Source organism: Caulobacter sp. B11 (assembly GCF_002737765.1).
Classification (GTDB): Bacteria; Pseudomonadota; Alphaproteobacteria; order Caulobacterales; family Caulobacteraceae; genus Caulobacter.
Map to the genome: position 1 here is coordinate 1 of NZ_PEGG01000100.1, position 5,746 is coordinate 5,746.

General features: G+C 62.3%; 4 protein-coding genes. All 4 read right to left on the reverse strand.

The genetic code is table 11. From position 1 onward, the window contains the following. Positions 1-1,079 (reverse strand): SIR2 family protein (locus CSW58_RS05620; RefSeq protein WP_201721587.1); only part of this gene is annotated, 1,079 nt, incomplete at its 3' end. Positions 1,080-1,363: 284 nt separating this feature from the next. Beyond that, complete coding sequence (locus tag CSW58_RS05625; RefSeq protein ID WP_099446628.1) at positions 1,364-3,316, reverse strand: hypothetical protein; 1,953 nt, start codon at positions 3,314-3,316, stop codon at positions 1,364-1,366. After that, positions 3,313-3,906, reverse strand: a complete 594-nt coding sequence (locus tag CSW58_RS05630; RefSeq protein WP_099446629.1) for a hypothetical protein — start codon at positions 3,904-3,906, stop codon at positions 3,313-3,315. The genes CSW58_RS05625 and CSW58_RS05630 overlap by 4 nt, the downstream gene beginning before the upstream one ends. Then, positions 3,903-5,177 (reverse strand): dsDNA nuclease domain-containing protein, encoded by a 1,275-nt coding sequence (locus tag CSW58_RS05635; protein ID WP_099446630.1) that lies wholly within the window; start codon positions 5,175-5,177, stop codon positions 3,903-3,905. Before CSW58_RS05635 ends, CSW58_RS05630 begins: the two co-directional genes overlap by 4 nt. Between the last annotated feature and the right edge of the window lie 569 nt (positions 5,178-5,746).

The following is a 5,746-nucleotide window of genomic DNA, read 5'->3' on the forward strand; positions in this document are numbered from 1 at the left end:
GTCCACAGCTTCTGGGCTGCTATGTAGTCGAACCACCGTGGATCCTGGACGGCTGTGATTACGACATCCCATAGGTCCCGCTTGTTTGTGAACAGCCAGGAGACGATCGATAGCTCGAGCTCGCTCCTTCCCTCGAACGGAGTTTCCAGCAGAGCCTTCGCCTTGCGCCGCCGCCATGCTTTGGGTTGTTCGACGAGGTCAGCGAGCGCGCCAAGATCGCGCCAGAGCGCAGCATGGCGGTCAGCTTCACCCTTGCGTCCCCGTCGGTAGCCTAACGGCCGCACGGCGATGGGTGCCCAACGATCCCCCTCGCCGGAGCCGGCCTCGTCGAAGGCGTCGAGCGCATAGACCGGCTGCAAGTCGCTGAACCGCTCGCGATCAGCTTCGAGGACGTTGAGGAAATATCGGATCGGCGCGTCGCCCGCGCTGTAACCGACCAGCACGAGGGTTTTGCATCGCACGAGGTCGAACAGAAACCGGGCGGCCCACCCGGACCGCATGTAGGCCTCGCCATACTCGGCGCTCGTAAGCACAAGCGGCGTTCCCGCGATTTTCACCACAGGATCGTCAAGACGGCCGTGGAGATGGATGATTCCGCCAAAATCGTCCGCTCCCGGCAGCGGCAATGCTTGGCCCGCGAAACTTTCGCCAGCCGCAACCCCAGCGTCCTCCACCTCATCCAGCGCGCGCTCGAAGAAGGTGTCGAAATTCGTGGTGACGATGGCAACCCGGTTGTCGAGGTTCCTGGACAGGCGAAGGATCGTCTTGTGTTTTTCCAGTTGAGGGTCGGCTACGACTAGGAGGCGGCGCACAGTTTCGTGCATCGCCGAGCGGTTCGACAGCCTCCGCGCCAGCGAGCCCAGCACTTCTTCGTAACGAAAAGCATCGCGGGCTTCACGCTCACCATCCTCAAGGCCGACGCCTAGCTCTTGGAAGACGCGGGTGACCAGGCCTCCAAAGCCAGGAAGCTGAGGCGTACTGACTCCTGCTCCGCAGAGGAAAAGAACCTTTCCATCCAGTAGCCCGTCGACTAACTCAGTGGGAAAGTCGGGGCCATCCTCGGAAAATCGGAGACCCATCGTCAGCGCCGACCCGGCCCAGGGACATCGGGGCCCATTGCGCAGACCACCCGGTCCACGCCCACAACGGTGTCAGTGCTGGGAATTGCTTCGGTCACGCGACGTCCGACTCGGGCAACAGTGAAATTTCGTCAGCTTAAGTATCGGCCTTTGAAGCTGCATTGGACAGAGTGATCCACTAAGACGCACGCGCTTGGGGATAGCGCCGGAAACCGACGCGGACCCGCTGTCGAAGGGAGACGCATCCGGGCACTCCAAGCAACACCCGGCGACCCGAAGGCACCTTATTTGCCCCGGTAGTATCGGATCAGCGGTTCATGCTCGATGCTGTCGGGCTGCATGTGACGATCCAAGACATCCACGGCCTGAGACGGGTCTGGCGCGAGGAACTCCTTGTCGATCAGGACCATCTGCGTTGAGGCCAGCTCACCCGCCTTAAGCTTGTAGAGCATGCGGTAGAACCCCTCGAACTGGTCACGGTTTTCACGCTCGCTGATGTTCTTCATCGCCGAGTCGATGATGAGGAGTTCCGGCAGGGGCGCCTCGAGCCGTGTGGCGATCCGGTGCACCGCGATCGCAAAGCAGCATTTGAACAGGGTCTTCTTTCCGCCACTGCTCATCGAGGTGAATGTCGATACGGTCTGATCGGCGGGGTCTGTGCTGTAGACGGCCGGATAGAAGGAGGGTGGCTCCAGGGCGACGGAGTCCTCTCGGGTGATGCCAGGCACTCCGGATTGAACAAGGGCGTCGAGGAAGTAGGCACCAAGTTGTTCGAGGCTGCTGCGATCGGACTCCGCAGCGGTGCGGGCCTCCTTCAGCGCCTCACGCATTACCTGTTCCATGGCCACGATCTGGGCATGGGCCTCCCGTTGCTCGCGCAGCAGATCCGGCAGACGCAGCAACCAGCCGAGGCTATCAAGCTCGGCCTGGAGCGCTGCGCGCTCCCGCTCCTTGAGCAGGACTGTGGACAGGAAGGCCGAGTCCGCTTCCTCGGCTGCACGGTTACGTTCGACTTCGAGGCCCGTCTTGAACGCCAGAAGGGCGTCCCGCCTGCGGCGGAGCCGCTCCAAATTGCCGTCGATTGCGCGGATGGCGTCGTCGAGATCGGCCCGTCGGGCTTCTATGTCCCGCTCGATCGCCGCCTGTTCGGCAGCGTCCGCCAACTCCATCCGATCCTCTTGGCCGCAGACGTCGCAACACAGGCGCGGGCGCTCGGGAAGGTGTTGCAGGCATCTGGGACAGTCGACGAACTCGACGCCTCCGAGGATGGCGCGCGCGGCCGAAGAGCGCCTAAACTTCAGCCCCAGCATCTCGATTTCGTTACGGTGCCGGATATGACGCTCCCGGACCTCGGCCAGCTCCCGGGTCGTCTCGTCGATCCGGTTGATGAGACCGCCCAGTTGCGTCGTCTTTCGGGCGATCAGGTCCAGTGCATGATCGGTTTGTTGGACCTTCGTCACCTCACGCAGCGTCCGGATGTCCTCGTCGGCGCGTGACAGAGCGAGTTTCAGCGACGCCTCCCGCTCCGCGATCTGGAGCTCGGAGCCAGCGCCGACATCTTCCAGCGTCTTGGTCAGACTGGTGATCGCGGCGGCCCTCGCCGTTCGGTTGGCCCGCAGTTGATCGAGCTCGGCCTCCAGATCAGCGACCCGCTCGTCGTGGTAGCCGATGACATAGCGGATCACATCCCGGCTCTTCAGGCGGAGATAGAACTCCGCGTCCTCCTCAAGATGGAAGAACGAACTGTCGATGTCGTCCTGGTCGAGATAGCAATACCAGAATAGGTCGCGCAGCGAGAGGCGGACCATCTTGCTCTCGGCCTTCAGCTTGCTCTTGCGAACCCGCGGGGGCTGGATGCCGGACAGCCAGAAAATCAAGTCCGACAGCGTTTCGATGTCCGTCTGGGCGATCACCTCGCCCGCCGCAGTTCGAGCCGGAATCACGACCGAGTGGACATCGCCGTCGACCGTCCAGCTCGCGAGCACGTTGCTCGCGTCCCGCTGACGCTCGATAGACAGAACCGATCGTTCCAGTTCCACCGTTAGGGTCGCACCCACGAACTCCGCCTGCAGGGCAGACGACAGTTGGATCGTCCCACCGAGGCAATAGTCGATGAGTTTCGCGATACTGGATTTGCCCGCGCCCATCTGCCCCCAGAAGTAGGAGACGTCCGCGAACGTCAGGATCTCCTGACCCTGCCTGAGGTCCAGGACGAGAGACTTGAGAACGAACTTCATAGAAGGTCACCGTCCATGCCAGTTCCGACGTCGGCGGCGATTTCCTGCCCCCATTTCATTCCCGTTATTTCCGGGACGATCTCGTAAACGAAGTCCTTGAGCCGGGTACCGGACATGTCGCCCACAGTCTTCATGACGATCGTCGCGCGATCTGCCAGGTCGGCAAAAATCGCTTGTGCTGAGAGATTATCAGCGAGGGTGCGCCCCTCCTCCGTCAAGCCGATTTCGATCTTCCGTCCCTGGAGTGAAACCGTGAGGAGGCCGCGCGACGTCAACAACGAAAGCCAGCGCCTGTACCGGCTGTCCCATGGGCCGTAGCGGAATCGGATCATCTTGGTTTCGACGGTCGTCCGCTCTCTGGGTAGGAGGTCAAGGCCCGAGGTCGATTTCCCCAACCGGAGCAGCGCACGTTCTAGATAGACCGGATAGCGTAGCAAGAAGTCGAGCTTGGCCAGTTTGGTGATGCCCTCGACCGGCTTGGGGGTCCGGCCGCGTTTGTCCGCACACCGGAGTAGGATGAGCAGCCGCATCAGGTGCAGGCCGTCGGTGTTCTCGGCGCGTGCTGCGGCCTTGAGGAGGCCGAGGCTCACGGCCGCTCCTCCTCAACGACGAAGCGCTTGCTCCACCACACGCGGCACGCCCGGGTCAGCATCGCAGCGACGCCCACCAGCACCTCGTAGGGGTGTCCGCCCAAAAGTGTTCGACGATCAGTCTCGAGACGGCGCAACCGGGCATTGATGTCCGAGAGCATGGCGCCGCCGAACTCTCCGTCCGGCTTCTCCGCGCCATAGTAGGCCTCGATGCACTCGCCGTGAACGGCCTCCTCGACCTGCAATAGCTGCCGTTCTGCGGTTGCGGGATCGCGCGCCTGTTCCTCCAACAGGGCGTACTCGGCGGCGCGCTCCTTCGCGGTCATATAGCCGATCGCGCCTTCGAGTCCCCCGGCCTTGAGCTTCTGCTCGAGAACGCCCGCCAGACGGGGACCGCCCGGAACGAGGGTTGGCGTACCCAGGTACTGTGGCTGCTTCATTGGCACCGCCGGCGGAGTGAAGACGACGTCGGCGCAGGTGATCCGCTTGCCCGCGATAACAGGATCCTCGACGTCCTTTGTGAAGACGCTGCGGATGTGCCGAACCGGGTCCGTGACCTGCAAGGAGGCGGCCCTGTGAACGCGGGCCACCAGGTCGTCCCGCAGATCGGACAATTGGGTCGCGTTCAGGGCCTTACATTCGTCGAGGCTGCCGAGGTGTTCATGTGCGAGGGAGGCATCGAACTCAGATCGGGAGGGGCCTTTGAGGATCTCGAGCCGCTGCAGGACGTCGAACAGGGTCTGGCGGTCGGCGGCCAGGGTGCCCGCCAGGGCATTAAAGGCTTCAAGAAAAGGTGCCTTGAGATCCGCCAGGCTTGCGCGGGACCTGATGTGCTCGAGCATAAGGTTAGGGCACCGGCCGCGGCGCTTCTGATCCTTGACGTCATCCCCGACCTTGTCGACATCCGCGTTCGACACGAAGAAGAACCGCTCTATCTGCGTACTGTAGGTCGTCAACAGATCGACGAACCGACCGATAGAGCGGACGAGCGCATCGTCGGTTAGCTTCCACGGACCGTTCTCAGGCGTAGAGGTCTTGATCTGCCATCCGTCGAAAAGACCGGACCGCGCCTCGCAGAGAAGATCCTCGTGGTGCTCACAGTAGACCCTGACATAGTCAAGCGAGCCGCGCCGGACCGCCGCCAGGATGATGACGCCGTACTGATGCTGATATCGGAAGTTCCGCTCGGATTGGTCGCCCGGGTCCTCGCTCCGGACCTGATCGATCCTCGACTCTGACAGCACGTCGCTGGCGTTGTCGCTCGAACCCATCACCTGCGGCCGCCCCTCCCGCGTTTATCCGACACTTCTCCGTCTAAAGCGACGCTAGACGTCAGGCGAACACAGATCAATGAGCACACTCTCTACGCGAGACTGGAAATCGCAAAGCGGGCGGATGGCGGTCCAGGGAATCGAGGTCAGGCCTGCTCCCAATCCGGCCGGCCCTTTTTGGCCGCGCGCGTCGCCGTATCTCGCGCTCGTCGGGACAACCCATGCATCGAAGATCGCACTCGCAAGGTGGGGAACTTGGACTCAAACCTAGAACGACGGTAACAAAAGCCTTCTTTCCGAACCGCTGCTACGAGTCATGAGCACCGGCCTTAGGATCCGGTTGGCGGTGCCTTGTTCGCCGCCCGAAAGCAGACCTTCCCAAGGTCAGAGATGAGTCAGGACAAGACCATCCTCAGCGCTCAGCCCCGATCCGAAAACCGCTCAAAGGCCGTGATCTTCTTCATCAGCGGATCGATCTCGCCGCGATAGATCTCAGCCCGCAAGAACGCGATCTCCGCCTCGCGATCGGCCTCATCGACGTCAATGAACCAGGCTCGCGGCGCCGGCCC